Below are 18656 nucleotides of genomic sequence, written 5' to 3'. Positions count from 1 at the left end.
GGAAGCGTCGCTAGACCGGCACCTTCATTTCGGCGGCGAGTGCGGCGAGCAGCGGGCGCAGGCTGGCAGCACCGTCGGACGCGGCGAGCCAGGCCTCGAGACGCTGTTGCGCCTTGCCGGCGTCGAGCGCGCGCAGCATCGCCTTCACCGGGCCGATCGAGGCTGATGACATCGAGAACGAGCGGTAGCCGAGCGCGATCAGGGCCAGCGTCTCGATCGGTTTGCCTCCCATCTCGCCACAGACGGTGACCGGGCAGCCCGCCTTTCCGGCCTCTTCGATGATCGAACGCAGTGCCCGCAGGCCGGCGGCGCAGAGCGGGTCGAAGCGATCGGAGACGCGCTTGTTCTCGCGGTCGGCCGCGAACAGGAACTGCATCAGGTCGTTGGTGCCGATCGAGAGGAAGTCGGCTTCGCGGGCGATCTCGGGCAACTCGAACAGGAGCGAGGGAACCTCGACCATGACGCCGAGCTGCAGGCTCGTCGGTGCCGGCCGCTCGTCGCGCTCCAGCACGGCGAGTTCGCGGCGGACGATCAATCGCGCCCGCAGGAACTCGTTCACCGTCGCGACCATGGGCAGCATGATCTTCATATCGTGGCCGGCGCCAGCGCGCAGCAGCGCCCTGACCTGGGCCCGCAGCAGCCGCGGCTTATCGAGGCCGATGCGGATCGCGCGCCAGCCCAGCGCCGGGTTCTCCTCCTCGACGCGCTCCATATAGGGCAGCACTTTGTCGCCGCCGATATCGAGCGTGCGGAAGGTCACCGGTCGTCCGTTCGCAGCCTCCAGCACGGCGCCGTAAAGGGCCTGTTGCTCGGCGGTGGTCGGCATGTGCTGCGCCACCATGAACTGCAGCTCGGTCCGGAACAGGCCGATGCCGCCGGCGCCGGTCTCGTCGAGATTGGGCATGTCGACCAGGAGTCCGGCATTGATCTGCAGGGTGATGTCGACGCCGTCCTTGGTCACCGCCGGCTGCGTCTTGAGCTTGCGGTACTGCTCCTGCTTGCGGGCGCGCAGGCGCGCCTTGTCCTTGTAGGCGTTCTCGACGTCCGGCTGCGGCCGAATCTGCACCTCGCCGGCCTGCCCGTCGACGATGACCGCGTCGCCGGCCTCGATCAGCGCCGTCGCATTGGCGATCTCGCCGACGGCGGGGATGCCGAGCGCCCGCGCCACGATGGCGATATGGCTGGTCGGGCCGCCTTCCTCAAGGATGAGGCCACGCAGATGCCCGCGATCATAGTCGAGCAGCGCTGCCGGCCCCATCGAGCGCGCGATCAGGATCGCATTCTCCGGCAGTTCCTCGCGGGTGACGCCATTGGCCTTGCCGACCAGCGTGCGCAGCAGCCGGTTGGCGAGGTCGTCGAGATCGTGCAGGCGCTCGCGCAGATAGGGGTCGGTCTGGCGCAGCATCTTGGCGCGGGTATCCGACTGCACGCGCTCGACCGCGGCCTCGGCGGTGAGGCCGGTCATCACCACCTCGCGCATGCGCCTGAGCCAGCCCTGGTCATGCGCGAACATGCGGAAGGTCTCGAGCACGTCGCGGTGCTCGCCGGTATGGGCGACGTCGCCGCGCTCGATCAGCTCGTCGATGGCGAGCCGCATCGTCGCGATCGCGGCCTCCAGCCGCTGCACCTCGCGGCCCGGATCCTCGGCGATCAGGTTGGTGATCGCGACGCGCGGCTCGTGCAGGACGGCATGGCCGAGGCCGACGCCGTCGGCGAGCGTTGTGCCGATGCTGTGGATCGGACGGTCGAGGCCGATGGTCGCGCCGGGCTTCGACAGTGCCTTCAAGCCACCGGCCGCGATCATCTCGGCCATGATCATGGCCGTGGTCTGCAGCGACTCGACCTCGTCCTCGCTGTAGAGGCGCGAGGCGCGGTTCTGCACCACGAGCACGCCCATCACCGCGCCGCCACGCAGGATCGGCACGCCGAGGAAGGAGCGGTAGATCTCTTCGCCCGTCTCCGGCCGGTAGGAGAAGGACGGGTGCGACTGAGCGTCGGAGAGCGCGAGCGGCTCCGCCTCGCTGGCGATCAGGCCGACCAGGCCCTCGCCCGCCCGCATGGTGGTGAGGTGGACCGCCTCGCGGTTGAGGCCTTCGGTGGCGTAGAGTTCGAGCGAGCTGTCTTCGCGCAGGACATAGACCGAGCAGACCTCGGCCACGAGGTTGCCTGCGATCACGACGACGAGCCTGTCGAGCCGCTCCTGCGGGCTGACCGGCGCCGCCATCACCTCGCGGAGACGGCGCAGCAGCACGCCCGATCCCCCGAGTGCGCCTCGCATCAACAAAGCCCTCCGCCCGCCTCCACGGCCATTTCAGCCGAATACCCTCAGCAGACCTGACATCGCAACGGCTGAGTCGCAAGCGAAAGCCGGGCTCTGCTGCCCAAGAGCCGGATCCGATCAGGTTGAAGCTACCTGATCGGTGAATCCGTCTCTCAGTTTCAGTCGGCGAGGAGCTTCTAGCCAGCTGAGGGAGCGTTCGGCAAGACCTTCGCGCGCATCGGCTCGCCCTTGCGCGGCGCCGTTCGGGAGACTTGAGGGTGCGTATTGGTGCGTGCAGGCTTGGCGCCTACGCCTGATTTGCGTGTGCTGCGCAGCGGTTTGGGGCGTCCAGGCGGCACGATGTCGCCGCTGGGGATATCGAGGCCGGAGAGCGCGGCGAGGTAGCGCGACGTCCACCAGTCGATGTCGGTCGAGGAGATCGTCGCATAGAGCCGCTCGAAGCGGCGCAGGCGCTCCGACAACGGCATGGCGAGCGCCGTCCTGATCGCTTCGGCCACCTCATGGGTGTCGAACGGGTTGACGATCAGCGCCTCGCCGAGCTGCTGCGCCGCGCCGGCGAAGCGCGACAGGACCAGCACGCCGGGATCGTCGGGATTCTGCGCGGCGATATATTCCTTGGCGACGAGGTTCATGCCGTCGCGCATCGGCGTCACCAGCCCGACCTGGGCGCGCCGGTAGAGGCCGGCGAGGGCGCTGCGCGAATAGGCCTTCTTCACCACGCGGATCGGCGTCCAGTCGAACTCGCCGAGCGCGGCGTTGAGTCGGCCTGCGACCTCGTCCGACATCCGGTCGAGCTCGGCATATTCGGGCACGTCGCTGCGCGAGGGCGGTGCGATCTGCAGGAGGCCGATCTTGCTGCGGTGTTCCGGATGGTTGCGAAGGAAGGTACCGAAGGCTTCGAGCCGTTGGACGATGCCCTTGGAATAATCGAGCCGGTCGACGCCGATCACCAGCTTGCGGTCGCCGAGCGGTGCGGTCGTGGCCCGGACCGGCTGGGTCGCTGCCCGGACCGAAGCGACTGCGAGCTTGCGGAAGCCCTCGACATCGATGCCGATAGGGAAGGCCTGGATCACGGCCTCGCGCTGGCCGGCCTTGACCCGGTTGCCCTCGCGGCGCGCCCCGCAGAGCGCGACCAGTCCGCCGATCAGATTCGCCACGTCGTTCGGGGTCTGCATGCCGATGAGGTCATAGGCGGTCATCGTGCTGATCAGCGTCGACGAGAAGGGCAGGGCACTGAACACATCGGCCGGCGGCCAAGGAATGTGGTGGAAATAGCCGATCCGGTTGGTGACGCCGCGCCGGCGCAGCTCCGCCGCAAGCGGGATCAGATGGTAATCGTGGATCCAGATGATGTCGTCGGGCTTGAGCAGCGGGATCAGCAATCGCGCGAAGCGGCGGTTGACGCCGAGATAGCCGGCATAGTCGGCCCGGGTGAACTCGGTCAGGCCGAGCCGGTAATGCATCAGTGGCCAGAGCGCCCGGTTGGCGAAGCCGAGATAATAGCTCTGGCGCTCGGCCTCGGTGAGGTCGGTGACGGCATAGCTGACCTTGCCATGTCGCACCGGCTCCACACTGGCCGCTGGATCCGCTCTGGTCGCGCCGCTCCAGCCGAACCAAAGACCGCCATGCTGTTCGAGCGCCGAGCGCAATGCGACCGCCAATCCCCCTGCCGCCACCTTTTCGCCCCGCTCGGGCATGGTGACGCGGTTGGACACGACGACAAGACGCATGATGCCTCACTTTTTTGCTGACGCTTGCCACAAAGGCGCGGGAACAGAACGCGCGGGCAGGCGTAATGTTTCGTGTGCAGGCCGGCTCCCCGGCCGGATCGCGTCGTCGCCGTGACCGGATCATGGCGACCGTGAGCCAAACTGAACCTTGAATGTGGCGATGAGGGGACCATCCCCGATTGTCGTCCTTTCGCCCGTTTCGCCTTCTAACCAGAACGCCATGTCAGAGATGCTGAGTCCCGCAATCGCCGAGCCTCCCGCAAAAGCCGCTGCCATCACCGGGCAGGTCGCTTTGTTCCTGGATTTCGACGGAACCCTCGTCGAGATCGCGCCGTCGCCGAGCGATGTCCGCATCGATCGTCGCCTGCCTGGCGCCCTCGAGGCGTTGCGCAAGCGGCTGGGCGGCGCCCTGGCCCTCGTCTCGGGCCGCCCGGTTGCGTTTCTCGACGAGATGATGACGCCCTATCGCTTCGACGCTGCCGGCCTGCACGGTGCCCAGATCCGCCTCGGAGGAGTCGACGCGCCGCTCGCCGCGCCCTCGGAGGCGCTGCATGCGGCGACGCGCAAGATGGTCCGCTTCGCCAACGCTCATGTCGGCATCATCGTCGAGGACAAGCGCCAGTCCGTGGCGCTGCACTGGCGACTGGCGCCGGCGCTCGCCGATGACGCGCTGGCGTTGATGGAAGCCGTCGCCCTCGAGATCGGACCGTCCATGCGCCTGCAGCGTGGCAAGGCCGTCGCCGAGCTGGTTCCGGCGACTGCGAGCAAGGGCGGCGCGATCAGCTGGTTGCTGCAGCAGGACGGTTATGTCGGCCGCACGCCGGTGTTCATCGGCGACGACATCACCGACGAGGACGGCTTCTCCGCGGTCAATGCTGCAGATGGTTTGTCAATCCGGATCGGCGATGGCCAGACCTGCGCCCGCCATCGCCTGGCTTCGCCGACGGCGTTGCACAATGTTCTTCTTGCGGCTGCCGAAGGCGGCGACCTCACGCTCGAAACCTTTCTCCAGAACTGACTTCAGGAACAGGCATGACTGTGACGACCACCGCCTCGCCGAGAGTGGCCTCGCTCGATCTCGGCGTCATCGGCAATTGCACGATCGCCGCGCTGATCGACCGGCAGGCGCGCATCGTCTGGAGCTGCTTCCCGCGCTTCGACCGCGACCCGGTCTTTTGCTCGCTGATCGACAACCAGATCGACGACGGCGACGCCATGCCAAAGAAGGGCGTCTTCGCCATCGAGATGGTCGGGATGACGCGCTGTGAGCAGAGCTATCTCGACAACACGGCTATCCTCTCCTCGGTGCTCTCCGACGACCAGGGCAATGCGCTGGAGATCCTCGACTTCGCGCCGCGCTTCGTCCGCTTCGAGCGCTTCTTCCGGCCGCCGCAGCTGGTGCGCCGCGTCCGCCGCATCTCTGGCCGGCCGCGCATCCGCGTCGTGGTCAAGCCTTGTCTCGGCCTCGGCGAGGAGCCGGACGAGATCACCCGCGGCTCCAACCATGTCCGCTTCGTCGGCGCCGACCAGACGATCCGGCTGACCACGGACGCGCCGGTCTCCTATGTGCTGGAGAGCATTCCCTTCGCGGTCGAGAAGCCGTTTTCCTTCTTCATCGGCTCGGATGAGGCGCTGCGCGCCGAGATCGAGACGACCTCCCGCGAATTCCTCGACAAGACCACCGACTACTGGCGCGACTGGGTCCGCTCGCTCTCGATCCCGTTCGAATGGCAGCGCGAGGTCATCCGGGCCGCGATCACGCTGAAGCTCTGCTCCTTCGAGGAGAGCGGCGCCATCGTCGCCGCGCTGACCACCTCGATCCCCGAGGCGCCGGGCACGCAGCGCAACTGGGACTATCGCTTCTGCTGGCTGCGCGACGCCTATTTCGTCGTTCATGCGCTCAACCGCCTCGGTACGACCCGGACGATGGAGGATTATCTTGGCTTCATCACCAACGTCGTCGACACCTATTCGGAGAGCGGTGCCGAGCATCTGCCGCCGCTCTATCCGATTACGCGCGGTGGCGAAATGCGCGAGTTCGAAGTGCCGAACCTTGCCGGCTATCGCGGCCATCAGCCAGTTCGCGTCGGTAATGGCGCGGCGACCCAAATCCAGAACGACGGCTATGGCGCGGTCGTACTCGCCGCGACCCAGTCCTTCTTCGATCGCCGCCTGATTCAGCCCGGCAAGGAGGCGCTCTTCGCCCAGCTCGAGCGCATGGGCGAGCGCGCCATCGAGCTCTTCGACAAGCCGGATGCTGGCCCCTGGGAGCTGCGCGAAAAGGAGGTCGTGCATTCCTTCTCCAGCGTGATGTGCTGGGCTGCCTGCGACCGGCTCGCCCGCATCGCCGGCACGCTCGGCCGCTCCGATCGCAAGGAGTACTGGCGCGGTGAGGCCAAGCGGCTCAAGGGCATCATCTCCGACCGGATCTGGAACCAGGAGAAAGGCCATTTCGTCTCGACCTTCGACGGGGCCGATCTCGACGCCACCTTGCTGCTCATCGCCGAGCTCGGCTTCGTCAAGCCCGACGATCCCCGCTACATCGCGACGGTCGAGGCGATCGGTCGCGATCTCGGCCGCGGCGATCTCATCCTGCGCTACGGCACCGAGGATGATTTCGGCTTCATGCACACCGGCTTCCTGATCTGCGCCTTCTGGTATGTCGACGCGCTGCATGCGATCGGCCGCAAGGACGAGGCCAAGGAGCTGTTCGGCCGCATCCTGCAGCGCCGCAACAGCTTCGGCCTGCTCTCGGAGGACGCCGACCTTACGACCGGCGAGCTCTGGGGCAACTTCCCGCAGACCTATTCGATGGTCGGGCTGATCAACTCGGCGATGCGGCTGAGCCGGAATTGGGAAGAGGCGTTTTGAGCGGCGTCGTCATTCTCGGGCGGGTACGTACGTTTAGCGAGGCGCGGGGAACCCCTCTCCCGGATGGGAGAGGGGCAGGGGTGAGGGACTGCCGCGAATAATTAAGGCGATGCGGCGCCGCTGCGCCTTCTGCGGATGAGGCAGGCCCTCATCCGGCGCTCCGCGCCACCTTCTCCCATCCGGGAGAAGGTTGGGTCGCGGTTCCCGAGTAATCGCGGTCGACCGGGCGGAGCTGCTCTAGCCCCGCTTCAGCAGAAACACTGCCTGCGCGCCGAAGAGGTTCCAGAACCACCAGGGCGCGCTGACGCCGACCCTGCCGCCGGCGACGTCGAGCGCAACGGCGCGCTCCTTTTCCGCGCCGATCGTGTCGCAGAGCGCCACGAAGTCGCGGATCGTGCAGAAATGGATGTTGGGCGTATCCCACCAGGCATAGGGCAGGGAGTCGGTCACTGGCATGCGACCGAGGAAGAAGACCTGGGTGCGCATCCGCCAATGCCCGAAATTTGGAAAGGAGACGATGGCGCGCCTTCCGATGCGCAGCATGTGCTCCAGCACATGGCGCGGATTGCGCGTCGCCTGGATGGTCTGCGACAGGATGACGTAGTCGAAGCTGTCGTCCGGGTAGTCGGCGAGGTCGGTGTCGGCGTCGCCCTGGATCACCGAGAGCCCACGCGCCACGCAGCCGGCGACGCCTTCACGCGAGAGCTCGATGCCGCGCCCGTCGACGCCGCGGGTCTCGGCGAGCAGCGACAGCAATTCCCCGTCGCCGCAGCCGACATCGAGCACGCGCGAACCCGGCGTCACCATCTCGGCGACGAGGCGCAGGTCGATGCGGTTGGTCTGGTTCTCCGCCAGCGCCATGCTCAGATCCCTCTCGCCCGCGCCGCGGCGCCGATGAAGCCGCGCGTCGTCGCGAACAAATTGGGCTCCTCCAGCAGGAAGGCGTCGTGGCCCTTGTCACTTTCGAGCTCGACGAAGGAGACCGAGGCACCGGCGGCGTTGAGCGCGTGCACGATGGCGCGCGAGTCGGTGGTCGGGAACAGCCAGTCCGAGGTGAAGGACGCGACGCAGAACCGCGTCCGCGTCCCGGCGAAGGCCTTGGCCAGCACGCCGTCATGATCGGCCGCGAGGTCGAAGTAATCCATCGCCCGCGTCACATAGAGATAGGAATTGGCGTCGAAGCGCTCGACGAAGCTGATGCCCTGATAGCGGAGGTAGCTCTCGACCTGAAAATCCGCGTCGAAGGTGAAGGTCGGGGCGCTGCGTTCCTGCAGCTTGCGGCCGAACTTGCGGTGCAGCGCCGGCTCCGAGAGATAGGTGATGTGTGCGCCCATGCGCGCCACCGAAAGCCCTTTCGAAGGCCGCGTGCCCTCGTCGAGATAGCGCCCCTGGCGCCAGTCCGGATCGGCCATCACCGCCTGCCGGCCGACCTCGTGGAAGGCGATGTTCTGGGCCGAGTGCTTGGCGGCGGTCGCCAGCGGCAGCGCCGAGAACACCCGCGTCGGATAGCTCGCCGCCCATTGCAGCACCTGCATCCCGCCCATCGAGCCGCCGGCGACGCAGAACAGGCTGTCGATGCCGAGTGAGTCCATGAGATGCGCCTGCGCCCGCACCATGTCGCGGATCGTCACCATCGGGAAGGACAGGCCCCAGGGCTTGCCCGTCTCAGGGTTGGTCGAGGCCGGGCCGGTCGTGCCCATGCAGCCGCCGAGCACATTGGCGCAGATCACGAAGAAGCGGTCGGTGTCTACAGGCTTGCCCGGCCCGATCATCGCCGTCCACCAGCCGCCCTTGCCGGTGACCGGGTTGCGGCTCGCGACATACTGGTCGCCGGTCAGCGCATGGCAGACCAGCACTGCGTTCGAGCGCGCCGCATTGAGCTCGCCATAGGTTTGATAGGCGATCTGCCAGTGCTCCAGCGTCGCGCCGGAATCGAGCTGCAGCGCCTTGTCCGGCCCGAACCGGGCGAACAGGCTCGACGGCTGGTTGGCTTCGGCCAGCGGGTCGGCCAGAAGTTCGGGAGCTTGCGTCCGGTTCGGCATTCGGATTTGTCTTGTCGCCCGGTCCGTTCGTAATAGCGGACTTTACCGATGGCGCGGCTCTTCCCGCCTGTCAACGCGGCGATGCGTTGCGATGGCTTTGCCAAGCTCGGCAACGACCGCTAAGAGACCGGCACGATTAAAGAAGTCTGGCTATCATGACGCAAGCCGCACCGACCACGCTCGCCGATCTGCGAAGCGAGATCGACCGCATCGATTCCGCGATGCACGGCCTCCTGATGGAGCGTTCGCAGATCATCGAGACGCTGATCGCGATCAAGAAGACGCAGGTTTCCGGCTCGGCCTTCCGCCCCGGCCGCGAGGCCGACATGATGAAACGCCTCGCCTTGCGCCATCAGGGCCTGCTGCCGCTCGATACCGTCGAGAGCATCTGGCGCATCATCATCGCGACCTTCACCTTCGTGCAGGCGAATTACTCGGTCCATGCCGACATCTCGGGCGGCGATGCGCCGATGCGCGACAGCGCCCGCTTCCATTTCGGCTTTACCGTGCCCTTCGTCACGCATGAGGACGCGCGCGCCGTGATCGCGGCGGTGGCGGAATCGGCCGGCGATCTCGGCATCTTCCGCATGGACCTCGGCGCCAGCGCCGGCGTCTGGTGGCGCGACCTGATCGGTGCCGCCCAGCCCAAGATCATCGCGCGCCTGCCCTTCATCGAGCGGCCCGACCATCCCGCCGGCACGCCGGTCTACTGCATCGCCAAGCCGCTCACCGACGCCGCGGTGCGCGAGATCGTGCTCTATGCCGCCCGCGTCGAGCGCTGGTCGGAGCCGTTGCGCGCTGGCCTTGCCCACCATCTCGCCGAGGTCTCGGCCAGCGCCGCCGACGGTTCGCATCTGGCGCTGTTGGTTGCCGCCTCCGGCGAGACGCCGGCCACGGCCATTCGCAGCGCGCTCGAACCGGCCGGCCTCAAGGAACTGACCGAGATCGGCAGCCACGCCGCTCGCTTCGCCTTCAAATCCGCTCGCTGATCAATTCACGCTGCTCTCAAGGTCCAGCCCCATGGCTCTGCCCGCTCCCCGCCCCGTCCCGCGTCCCGGCGTCCTCGACATCGAGGCCTATGTCCCCGGCAAGTCCTCGGCCCCGGCCGGCGTCAAGCTGCACAAGCTCTCCTCGAACGAGACACCGCTCGGGCCGAGCCCGAAGGCGATCGCAGCCTATGGCGGCCTCGCCGGCAAGCTCGAACTCTACCCGGACGGCTCGGCGACGAAGCTGCGCGAGGCGATCGCTGGCCGCTATGGCCTCGATCCGAACCGCATCGTCTGCGGCACCGGCTCGGACGAATTGCTGCAGCTGATCACCAAGGTCTATCTCGGCGATGGCGACGAGGGCGTGTTCACGCAGCACGGCTTCCTCGTCTACAAGATCGCCATCCTCGCCGCCGGCGGCAAGCCGGTGGTCGTGCCCGAGAAGAACCTTACCGCGGATATCGACGCGATCCTCGCGGCGGTGACGCCGCGGACCAAGATCGTCTTCCTCGCCAACCCCAACAATCCGACCGGCACCTATCTGCCCTTCGACGAGGTCAAGCGCCTGCAGGCCGGGCTGCCGCCGCATGTGCTGCTCGTGCTCGACGCGGCCTATGCCGAATATGTCCGCCGCAACGACTACGCCTCGGGCCTCGAACTGGTCGCGACCAGCGAGAACGTCGTGATGACGCGCACCTTCTCGAAGATCTATGGCCTCGCCAATCTGCGCCTCGGCTGGCTCTATGGGCCGGCCGACATCATTGACGCTCTGAACCGCGCCCGCGGACCCTTCAACGTCAACGGCGCCGCGATCGAAGCCGGCGTCGCCGCGATCGCCGACGAGGCCCACATCGCCGCCGCGATCGAGCACAACGACAAATGGCTGGCCTGGACCACGGCCGAGCTGGAGAAGCTCGGCCTCACCGTGACGCCCTCGGTCGGCAACTTCATCCTGATCCATTTCCCGGCGGCCGCCGGCACGAGCGCTCAGGAGGCCGATGCCTTCCTGAGCCAGCGCGGGCTGATCCTCCGCTCGGTCGCGTCCTATGGCCTGCCCGGTGCGCTGCGCATGACCATCGGCAGCGAGGAGGCCAACCGCCTCGTCGTGGCGGCCCTGGCCGAGTTCCTGGGCAAGGCCGCGTGAGCGCGCCGGAAAGCTTCGCGCCGCGCCGCGACGAGCCGCTGTTCGGGCGGCTCGCCATCATCGGCATCGGCCTGATCGGCTCATCGATCGCGCATGCGGCCAGGGAGCTCAATCTCGCCGGCCATATCGTGCTGAGCGACGCCGACGCCGATGTCCGGCGCAGGGCGCGCGAGCTCGATCTCGGCCATGAGGTTGCCGAGAGCGCAGCCGAGGCGGCCCGCGATGCCGACCATATCGTGCTCTGCGTGCCGGTCGGCGCCTGCGGCGCGGTCGCGGCCGAGATCGCCAGCGTGCTGAAAACCGGTGCGATCCTCTCCGACGTTGGCTCGGTCAAGCATGCCGTCGTCGAGGCGGTGAGCCCACATCTGCCCGAGGGCGTGCATTTCGTCCCGGCCCATCCGGTCGCCGGCACCGAGAATTCCGGGCCCGATGCCGGCTTCCCCAGCCTCTTCCTCAACCGCTGGTGCATCCTGACGCCGCCGCCCGGCACGGATGAGGCCGCGATCGCCCGCACCCGCCAGTTCTGGGAGGGCATGGCGGCGATCGTCGAGGTGATGGGCTCGCAGCATCATGACCTCGTCCTCGCCATCACCAGCCATCTGCCGCATCTGATCGCCTACAACATCGTCGGCACCGCCGAGGATCTGGCGGCGGTGACGCAATCGGAGGTGATCAAGTTCTCCGCCGGCGGCTTCCGCGACTTCACCCGCATCGCGGCGAGCGACCCGACCATGTGGCGCGACGTCTTCCTTGCCAACAAGGAGGCGGTGCTGGAGATGCTCGGCCGCTTCAACGAGGATCTGGCACTGCTCACCCGCGCCATCCGCTATGGCGACGGCGAGACCCTGCACAAGCACTTCACCCGCACCCGCACCATCCGCCGCGGCATCGTCGCGCTCGGCCAGGAGAAGGCCGAGACGGAGAAGCTGAAGAAGGGGTGAGGGCAGGGGCTCGCACGATCCCACGGTATTGCGCAGTCAGGCGTGAATTCTGGTGCGAGGCGGCGCCTGCCTGCCTTGTCAAAACGGGGTCGGACTGATACAGCCCCACCCGTCGCCGCAATAGCTCAGCTGGTAGAGCACCTCATTCGTAATGAGGGGGTCGGGGGTTCGAATCCCTCTTGCGGCACCATCGCTTAGCTCGATTTTTAGTCTCTGCCCGGTCGGGTTCAGGACACGAGAGCCGGCAGCGCCGGGCTTTTCGGCGCTGATAGCGAATCACGAAGTTTCGAGTTTCAGCCACTGCCCACCCCCTTGCGCACGGTCGATTCCCGGGCTGCGGACTGGCGCAGGTGTTCGCATCAAACGCGCTAATTTTCCCAGTTTTGAACATCGCGGCTGCCGGCGCCGCGTTCGGCGGAACGATCATTCCGGGGTCGATCGTTCTCATGTGCCGCTTGTGGCGCCCATGGATCTCAAGGATGTCCTGGCCGCAAATCTGCACCGCCTGTTGCGTGAACGTCAGCTGACGCAGGAGGGACTCGCCGAACGGGCGGGGATCAATAGCCGCTACGTCGGAGCTGTTGAGCGGGCAGATGTTTCTGCGAGCGTTACGGTCCTTGGCCTGATCGCAGACGCTTTGGGTGTTGAGCCCAGCGAACTCCTCCGGTTGACCCGCAGGACCCGAGGCTAATAGCAGCCCAACCGCTGAAATGGCCCTTTCTGGACGTCTGGAACGTCCGATTCCCGGCGGCTCAGTTTGGCGATAAGGGAGCGCAGCCGGAGGCTGGAACTGCTTGGCAGGTTTTGTGATGATGAGCAGCTCACTTGATCGCTGACGGGGCCGGGGTCTTCCGTTCCGCACATTCCGCAATTGGCGGGCGCTTCTAGATCCCGCCTCGTACGAAGCGGAATCTAGATCTCAGCCTTCTCTGCGCATGGTTGTCGAAGACGAGAGCAGGCCGGTATGGTCGAGCAGATGCGGCTCGCCGGCCGAGGGCCTGATCACGCAGCCCTCGGCGTGATATTGCTGGATTCGTCGCTGCTCAGACCACCTTGGTGTGCAAGGTGCCGATGCCCTCGATATGACCTTCCATCACATCGCCGCGCAAGATCGCGCCGACGCCGGAGGGAGTGCCCGACATGATCAGGTCGCCCGGCTGCAGCTCGAATAGGCCGGAGAGATAGGAGATCATCTCCGGCACCTTCCAGATCATGTGGTTGAGGTCGCCCTGCTGGCGGATCTCGCCGTTGACCTTCAGCCAGATCGCCCCGTTCTCGGGATGGCCGATCGTGCTCGCCGGAACGATCTCGCCCATCGGCGCTGAATGCTCGAAGGCCTTGCCGATCTCCCAGGGCCGGCTCGCCTTCTTGCACTCGTCCTGCAGGTCGCGCCGGGTCATGTCGAGGCCGACGGCATAGCCGTAGACATGGTCGAGGGCGTCCTCAACGGCAATGTCCTTGCCGCCCTTGGCGAGGGCAACGATCATCTCGATTTCGTGGTGAACATTGCTGCTGCGGGGCGGATAGGGGAAGTCGCCGCCATCGAGGACGACGTTGTCGGGGTTCTTCTGGAAGAAGAAGGGCGCCTCGCGGGTCGGGTCTCCACCCATCTCGATCGTGTGGGCGGCGTAGTTGCGGCCGACGCAATAGATGCGGTGAACCGGGAAGCGGCTTTGCGTCCCGCGCACGGGAAGCGAAACCGGCGCCGGGGCCTGGACGACATGGTTCTGAGGCGTGGCGATGTTCATCTTGCGGGATCCTTGGTTGGCAAGAGGGGTGGTCAGCGCGAGGCGGCGTAATAGCCGAACCGAAGTTCGAGCCGGGCCAGCAACTCGTTGAGGGTGAAGGCGAAGCTGAAGAGCACGAGCAGCAGCGCCCAGAAATGCTCCATCAGGAAATGCGACTGGTAGATCTCGAAGAGCGTGCCGAAGCCGACGACGGAGACGAGGAGTTGCCCGATGACCACGCCTTTGACGGCGCGGATCATGCCCAGCCGGATGCCGGCCAGGATTTCGGGCAGCGCCGCCCAGAGATAGATCCGGCTGAAAGCCTGCCAGCGATTGGCGCCGAAGCTGCGCGCCATCTCGACCAGCGAGGGCGAAATCGCGCGGATGCCGGCGCGGGTGTTGAGGACGATGATCCACATCGAAAACAGCACGACGACGAGGACGATCGTGGTCTCACCGAGCCCGAACAGCACCATGATCACCGGGACCAGCGCGCTGAGCGGTGCCGAGAGGAAGAGGTTCACCCAGGGCAGGAGCAGCCGGTCGGCGATGACCGAGCGGCCCATCACGATCCCGAGCGGGACGCCGACGCTGATCGCGATGGCATTGCCGAGCAGGAAGGCGCGGCCGGTGATCAAGAGCGCGTCGAGGAATGAAGCGGTCGGGACGATCTCGACGACGCGCCAGATGATGCGCGACAGCGGGGGCAGGATGAAGCCGGCGTCGGTATGGCCGACGATCTCCCAGATCACGGCCCAGACGATGAGTGACGTCATCATGGGAAGGCGGATGCCGGAAATGACCATGGCCGCCTCCTAATCCAGATAGTGCTTGAGCTGCTGCCAGATATCCTCGACGACATCGAGATAGGCGCTGTCGCGCCTGATCTTCTCCGGGTCGCCGCCGCGCACGATCTTCGGCTCGATGATTGCCGAGACGCGGCTCGGCCGGCGCGATAGCAACGCGATCCGGTCCGAGACATAGACCGCCTCCTCGATGCTGTGCGTCACGAAAATGAACGACTTGCCTTCGTTGGCGACGAGTTCGAGCAACTCCTCCTGGAACTTGCGGCGCGTCTGCTCATCAACGGCCGAGAACGGCTCGTCCATCAGGACGACCTTGGCGTCGACCGCGAGCGCACGGGCAAGACCGACGCGCTGGCGCATGCCGCCCGAGAGCTCATGCGGGTATTTCTGCTCGAAGCCCTTGAGGCCGACGCGCGCGATGTGGCGTTCGGCGATCGCCTCGCGCTCGCTATGGGCGACGCCGCGCAATTCGAGCCCGAAGGCGACATTGCGGATGACGCTCGCCCAAGGCATCAGCGCGAAATCCTGGAAGACGAAGGCGCGTTCGGGGCCGGGTCCCTTCACCTCGGCGCCGTCGACGAAGACCTGGCCGCCGCTGGCCGGTATCAGGCCGGCGATGATCTTCAGGAGCGTGGTCTTGCCGCAGCCCGATGGTCCGAGCAGGGTCGTCAGCCGCCCTTCCGGAAAATCCAGCGAGATACCGCTGAGCGCCTCGAGGCCGCCCGGATAGGTCTTCGAGACGCTCTTGACCTCGACGATCGGCCGCGCGGCGAGGGACGGGATCGGCGCGGAGCCGGACAGCTGCCGTGGTTCGGCAGGAGCGATGGTCGGCGTCATGCGCGGCTCTCCGGTCGGAACAGGGTGAGCTCGATCCGCTCCAGCAGCTCGATGAACAGGACCGAGAACACGATGATGGCGAGAATGGCCGCGTACATCTTCGGATAGTCGGCGACCGACTGGTTGTAGGAGATCACGTCACCGATGCCGGTCGGCGTGATCAGCAACTCGGCGAGGATCACGCCGATGAAGGCGGCCGCGCAGCCGAGCCGGAGACCGGCGAAGATCATCGGGCTCGCCGCGGGCAGGATGACGAGGCGGATGCTCTGGCTGCGCGTGGCGAGAAAGGACCGGCCCATTTCCAGTAGCGATTTTGGCGTGTTGCGCACCGCGCCTAGCGTGTTCAGCACGATGACCGGCATCGCCATGATGCAGACAGTCATGATCTTGGCGGTGAGCCCGATGCCATAGGCGAAGGTCAGGACCGGGATGAGCGCGGCCAGCGGCGCCGCTTGGGCGATCACGAAGATCGGCGCGATCAGCCATTCTGAAGGCTCGTGCAGACCCATCAGGACGCCGAGCGCCACGCCGAGCAGGACCGAGGCGGCGAGACCGATGACAAGCGGATGGAGCGTGATCAGGAAGGCCTTGAACAGGGTTCCGTCGGCGATGATCGCGCCAAGCCCGCCCAGCGTCTCCAGAAAGGTCGGGAAGGCCGGGCTCAGCGGAATCCGCCCGGCATATTCCCAGAGCGCCAACACCGCCGCGAAGGAAACCAGACGCAGTACGAGCGGGTGGATCAGCGCATCGCGCCAGTAGCTGGCCGGAGGTTCACGGCGTGTCGGGAGGGCGGTGGCAAGGTCGGAAATCTGCAAGGGAGGTCCCTCCGCTTGTGAGAGCCGCAAGGAGGGGCATGTCGGGCCGTCATCGCCCGGCATGCCGATCGGCTGGGCAGGCGCGAACTCGGCCTAGCTGCCCAATGCCTTGCGTGCCCGCTCGAGCGGCGCGAGATACCAGAAGTCCTCGACCTTCAGCTCCGCAGCCGGCCCCTGCATCTGTCCGGCCTCGGCGTAAAACTCGAAATCGGCCCTCGCGATTTCGGCGCTGCCGCCGGTCGGTGCATAGACGCCTTCCTTGGTCGCCATCGTGTAGAATTTGGTGATGCCCTCCAGCACCTCCTTGGGTTGGTCGGCCATCAGCTTGCGTTTGGTGCGCTCCTGCTCGACGATTCCGGGATTGGCCGCCATTTCCTGCCAGAGCCGCAGGAACTCGGTGACGATGACGTCCACCTGCTTTTCGTTCTTCTTGATCCAGTCGATCTGCCCGAACAATGTCTCGTCGGAAGCGGGTTCGCTGACGCCGGGAAGAACGTGGAAGCGGTCGCCCGCCTTCTCGAGCAGCAGGTTCTTGTTGGCGAGATCGACGATGGTGGCTTTGATCTGGCCTTTCATCATGCCGATGATCCGGTTCTCGGAACCGGGCACATAGCTGCGCTCGCCGAACTGGATGCCTTCGCGCTTGGCGATGATGTTGCCGATGGCTTCCGTCCCCGTCGCACGGGCATGGAACGTGATCGGCTGGCCGGCCATGTCCTTCCACGATTTGTAGGACTTGTCGGCGACCGGGAAAAAGACGAGGCGCGTGCCCTGGAAGAGCACGCGCAGCGGCGCCTTGCTCTTCTGCACGACCGCATAGGGCGTGCCGATGCCCAGGTCAGCCTGGCCATTGATCACGGCCTGGATGGCGAGATCCTCCTTCGAGAAATGCGTCACCTGATAGTCGACGCCCTTCTCCTTGGCGCGCTCGAGCGCGATGATCATCGCAAGCGTCTCGGTCGACAGCACGTCTCCGAGCGCCACCCGGACCTTGCCTTGCGCCTGCGCGGCCACGCTCCCGATCGTCAAGGCGGCCGCGACGGCGGCGGCGAGCACGGCGGGCAGCCTTCTTCCCAAGAGCTTCATGACGACTCCTCCCAGAGTTCTGTTTGGTCTTTTTGCGCGATCTGGTCGCAACCAATTTTATTTTGGGCAGTGTCATGGTGCGGATTGATCCTGTCAAGGCCGAGATAATCTCCTAACGGGTAAGAAATCCGGCTTAAAAAGCCGGATTGTTTCAACCAATCTCAAAATGGTTGAAATCGTCGCCCATTCGTGAAATCAAGGTGCTGTCATTCACTGCCGGACGCCGCATGATGGATCAGACGGTCAATTCTTCACCCGATACCGCCGTCTCGGGCGTCATGACGCAGCTCTATGGTTTTCTCGCTGCCGCGAGACTGCCGGATGACGGGCGTCTGCCGCCGGAGCGAGAACTCGCCGAACTCCTCGGGGTCAAACGCGCCGAACTGCGCAAGGGCCTGGCAGTGCTTGAGCGCGAGGGCCAGCTTTGGCGCCGTGTCGGCAAGGGCACCTTCGTCGGGCAGCGGCCGCCGCAATTGCTGGACGTCTCGGACCTGGCGCAGCGCAGCAATCCGATTCAGGTGATGAAGGCGCGCATCGGCCTCGAGCCTGAACTCGCCCGCCTCGCCGCGGTCAACGCCACTGCTGGCGAGGTCACCACGCTCGCCGAACTGAACAGCGCTTGCCGCGCTTCGACGACCTGGCGTGAGTACGAGGCTTACGACGCGCGCTTCCACCATCAGATCGCCGAGGCTGCGCATAATCCGATCCTGCTCGCACTGCTCGAAACGCTGAACGCCGTGCGCCGCGCCGTTACCTGGGGGCGGCCGCGGCCGAGCCACAGCAGCCCGCCCGCCGATCACCATAGTTTCGACGACCACGACCGGATCGTCGACGCCATCGCTCACCGGGAACCCGCGGGGGCCGCCGACGCGATGCGCCGGCATCTTCAGAACGTCGAGGATCGGCTGATCGGGCGCTCGCCCTGAGCGAAAAGAGCGTCCCGGAAGGGCCGCCTCGACTCAGGGCAAGCTCCTCACTCAGCGCAAGCCTGCTCGTCACCTGATCCGAAAGTTCAACGCGTCTCGGCCAACGCGCCAAACGCCTGCGAGGCGCTTGGCCGATCGCCGCTGATGGTGCGGGCGCATCAGGAGCGGCCGCGCGCAGAGCATCGCCGAGCTGTGCCGGCGCGGGGGGGATCGCCGCGTCGATGTATTACGGCTGGTCGAAGGAGTTCCTCGATGCCGACAAGCGCCGGCTCGCCGGTGACACGGCGCGCGCGGCGACGTCCGACGAGGTGAGGGACCTGCGCCGTGAGGCACAGGCGCTGAAGGAGGCCGTGGCCGATCTGACCCTGGAAAGCCGCCTGCTCAAAAAAAGCATGCTGGCGGATGGGGAGGACGACACATGAGGTACCATCCGCAGACGCAGGGCAAGATCGAGCGTTGGCACC

At 66.2% G+C, this 18656-nt stretch carries 16 protein-coding genes, 1 tRNA gene and 1 pseudogene; 9 read left to right on the top strand and 9 right to left on the bottom strand.

The genetic code is table 11. From position 1 onward, the window contains the following. Positions 1-10: 10 nt before the first annotated feature. Positions 11-2278 (bottom strand): phosphoenolpyruvate--protein phosphotransferase, encoded by a 2268-nt coding sequence (gene ptsP / locus ASE66_RS02775; RefSeq protein WP_057188026.1) that lies wholly within the window; start codon positions 2276-2278, stop codon positions 11-13. A 179-nt stretch (positions 2279-2457) separates the two neighbouring features. Then, on the bottom strand, positions 2458-4014 hold the full coding sequence (locus ASE66_RS02770; RefSeq protein ID WP_082613148.1) for a trehalose-6-phosphate synthase: 1557 nt from the start codon (positions 4012-4014) through the stop codon (positions 2458-2460). 217 nt (positions 4015-4231) lie between these two features. Here ASE66_RS02770 and otsB point away from each other — a divergent pair, with 217 nt between their 5' ends. Then, positions 4232-5029, top strand: coding sequence for a trehalose-phosphatase (gene otsB / locus ASE66_RS02765; protein WP_320409748.1), 798 nt, complete (start codon positions 4232-4234; stop codon positions 5027-5029). Between the two features lie 14 nt (positions 5030-5043). Then, positions 5044-6882, top strand: coding sequence for a glycoside hydrolase family 15 protein (locus ASE66_RS02760; protein ID WP_057188025.1), 1839 nt, complete (start codon positions 5044-5046; stop codon positions 6880-6882). A gap of 237 nt (positions 6883-7119) precedes the next feature. Here the strand turns inward: ASE66_RS02760 and metW are convergent, their stop codons facing one another. Next, entirely contained in the window at positions 7120-7743 is a 624-nt protein-coding gene (metW, locus tag ASE66_RS02755; protein ID WP_082613147.1) for a methionine biosynthesis protein MetW, read from the bottom strand. Between the two features lie 2 nt (positions 7744-7745). Beyond that, complete coding sequence (gene metX / locus ASE66_RS02750) at positions 7746-8924, bottom strand: homoserine O-acetyltransferase MetX (protein WP_057188024.1); 1179 nt, start codon at positions 8922-8924, stop codon at positions 7746-7748. 155 nt (positions 8925-9079) lie between these two features. On the opposite strand from metX, the gene ASE66_RS02745 reads away from it, so the two are divergent. The 5 genes from ASE66_RS02745 (at position 9080) to ASE66_RS33905 (ending at position 12686) form a co-directional block, all read left to right on the top strand. Next, on the top strand, positions 9080-9913 hold the full coding sequence (locus tag ASE66_RS02745; RefSeq protein WP_057188023.1) for a chorismate mutase: 834 nt from the start codon (positions 9080-9082) through the stop codon (positions 9911-9913). A gap of 31 nt (positions 9914-9944) precedes the next feature. Continuing rightward, entirely contained in the window at positions 9945-11054 is a 1110-nt protein-coding gene (gene hisC, locus ASE66_RS02740) for a histidinol-phosphate transaminase (RefSeq protein WP_057188022.1), read from the top strand. After that, positions 11051-11995 carry a prephenate/arogenate dehydrogenase family protein gene (locus tag ASE66_RS02735; RefSeq protein WP_057188021.1) on the top strand — a complete coding sequence of 315 codons (945 nt, stop codon included), beginning with the start codon at positions 11051-11053 and terminating at the stop codon, positions 11993-11995. Before hisC ends, ASE66_RS02735 begins: the two co-directional genes overlap by 4 nt. A gap of 114 nt (positions 11996-12109) precedes the next feature. After that, positions 12110-12185, top strand: a tRNA-Thr gene (locus ASE66_RS02730). After that, positions 12147-12686: a helix-turn-helix domain-containing protein gene (locus tag ASE66_RS33905; RefSeq protein ID WP_413814243.1), complete on the top strand. Its 540-nt coding sequence runs from the start codon at positions 12147-12149 to the stop codon at positions 12684-12686. The genes ASE66_RS02730 and ASE66_RS33905 overlap by 39 nt, the downstream gene beginning before the upstream one ends. A 352-nt stretch (positions 12687-13038) precedes the next feature. Here the strand turns inward: ASE66_RS33905 and ASE66_RS02720 are convergent, their stop codons facing one another. The 5 genes from ASE66_RS02720 to ASE66_RS02700 form a co-directional block, all read right to left on the bottom strand. Continuing rightward, entirely contained in the window at positions 13039-13743 is a 705-nt protein-coding gene (locus ASE66_RS02720; protein ID WP_057188019.1) for a fumarylacetoacetate hydrolase family protein, read from the bottom strand. A gap of 32 nt (positions 13744-13775) precedes the next feature. After that, a complete protein-coding gene (locus ASE66_RS02715; RefSeq protein WP_057188018.1) occupies positions 13776-14528 on the bottom strand; it encodes an ABC transporter permease in 753 nt (250 codons plus the stop codon). 9 nt (positions 14529-14537) lie between these two features. Next, a complete protein-coding gene (locus ASE66_RS02710) occupies positions 14538-15365 on the bottom strand; it encodes an ABC transporter ATP-binding protein (protein ID WP_057188017.1) in 828 nt (275 codons plus the stop codon). After that, entirely contained in the window at positions 15362-16180 is an 819-nt protein-coding gene (locus tag ASE66_RS02705; protein ID WP_244494780.1) for an ABC transporter permease, read from the bottom strand. The genes ASE66_RS02710 and ASE66_RS02705 overlap by 4 nt, the downstream gene beginning before the upstream one ends. A 93-nt stretch (positions 16181-16273) precedes the next feature. Next, positions 16274-17266 carry an ABC transporter substrate-binding protein gene (locus ASE66_RS02700; RefSeq protein WP_057188015.1) on the bottom strand — a complete coding sequence of 331 codons (993 nt, stop codon included), beginning with the start codon at positions 17264-17266 and terminating at the stop codon, positions 16274-16276. A gap of 230 nt (positions 17267-17496) precedes the next feature. On the opposite strand from ASE66_RS02700, the gene ASE66_RS02695 reads away from it, so the two are divergent. Further along, positions 17497-18192, top strand: coding sequence for a FadR/GntR family transcriptional regulator (locus ASE66_RS02695; protein ID WP_244494779.1), 696 nt, complete (start codon positions 17497-17499; stop codon positions 18190-18192). A 178-nt stretch (positions 18193-18370) separates the two neighbouring features. Beyond that, positions 18371-18656: pseudogene (locus ASE66_RS33080) on the top strand (IS3 family transposase); the annotation flags it as partial.

Origin of the sequence: Allobosea sp. Root483D1, assembly GCF_001429505.1 — a bacterium.
GTDB lineage: Bacteria > Pseudomonadota > Alphaproteobacteria > Rhizobiales > Beijerinckiaceae > Allobosea.
This window is presented reverse-complemented; position numbering and strand designations above follow the sequence as displayed.

Coding starts and splice junctions, on each gene's coding strand:
- ASE66_RS02760 (WP_057188025.1), top strand. CDS start 5,044: ATGACTGTGACGACCACCGCCTCGCCGAGAGTGGCCTCGCTCGATCTC.
- ASE66_RS02745 (WP_057188023.1), top strand. CDS start 9,080: ATGACGCAAGCCGCACCGACCACGCTCGCCGATCTGCGAAGCGAGATC.
- hisC (WP_057188022.1), top strand. CDS start 9,945: ATGGCTCTGCCCGCTCCCCGCCCCGTCCCGCGTCCCGGCGTCCTCGAC.
- ASE66_RS02715 (WP_057188018.1), bottom strand. CDS start 14,528: ATGGTCATTTCCGGCATCCGCCTTCCCATGATGACGTCACTCATCGTC.
- ASE66_RS02720 (WP_057188019.1), bottom strand. CDS start 13,743: ATGAACATCGCCACGCCTCAGAACCATGTCGTCCAGGCCCCGGCGCCG.
- otsB (WP_320409748.1), top strand. CDS start 4,232: ATGTCAGAGATGCTGAGTCCCGCAATCGCCGAGCCTCCCGCAAAAGCC.
- ASE66_RS02700 (WP_057188015.1), bottom strand. CDS start 17,266: ATGAAGCTCTTGGGAAGAAGGCTGCCCGCCGTGCTCGCCGCCGCCGTC.
- ASE66_RS33905 (WP_413814243.1), top strand. CDS start 12,147: ATGAGGGGGTCGGGGGTTCGAATCCCTCTTGCGGCACCATCGCTTAGC.
- ptsP (WP_057188026.1), bottom strand. CDS start 2,278: ATGCGAGGCGCACTCGGGGGATCGGGCGTGCTGCTGCGCCGTCTCCGC.
- ASE66_RS02695 (WP_244494779.1), top strand. CDS start 17,497: ATGGATCAGACGGTCAATTCTTCACCCGATACCGCCGTCTCGGGCGTC.
- ASE66_RS02710 (WP_057188017.1), bottom strand. CDS start 15,365: ATGACGCCGACCATCGCTCCTGCCGAACCACGGCAGCTGTCCGGCTCC.
- metW (WP_082613147.1), bottom strand. CDS start 7,743: ATGGCGCTGGCGGAGAACCAGACCAACCGCATCGACCTGCGCCTCGTC.
- metX (WP_057188024.1), bottom strand. CDS start 8,924: ATGCCGAACCGGACGCAAGCTCCCGAACTTCTGGCCGACCCGCTGGCC.